The 453-nt window shown below is 37.5% G+C and carries 1 pseudogene; it reads right to left on the reverse strand.

Annotated features, from left to right (window positions below):
* Nucleotides 1-212: pseudogene (locus tag AC27IF_RS20225) on the reverse strand (IS110 family transposase); the annotation flags it as partial.
* Nucleotides 213-453: the final 241 nt, after the last annotated feature.

Below are 453 nucleotides of genomic sequence, written 5' to 3' on the forward strand. Positions count from 1 at the left end.
CCCTTTTTTAATTCGCAGGCCACGGCGACAAGTTGCCCGTTATACTTTTGTTTTAATTCATTAGCCCACGCATTAATAGCCTTGGGTTGAGATGAAATAACAGAAAAGTGTTGTTTATTGGTTTGACGATTTACTTCACAAATATCATGTTTACGGTCTGCCCAATCGATGCCGATAATGGCAACAAAATCTGAAACGTTAAAAGCTTTCATTTTTAACCTCCAAAGCGTAAAGTTAAGGATGGAATATGGCTGTGGTTTTGTTTCTCGCAGGTCTTATAGATAGTCGGTGTGACGACAACCCCTGAGTATGCGTAATGAAACAAATAACTTCTGCTGATCCGAAAGTCTTGTTATAAGCATCAACTGTTTCAGTTAAAGTATTCGTGATCAACAGAAGCATATTCCACCTATTCAGAATAAAGGTAAATACTTATATAAATGGAATGGTCCA

This window comes from Colwellia sp. KS18-150 (assembly GCF_057551365.1).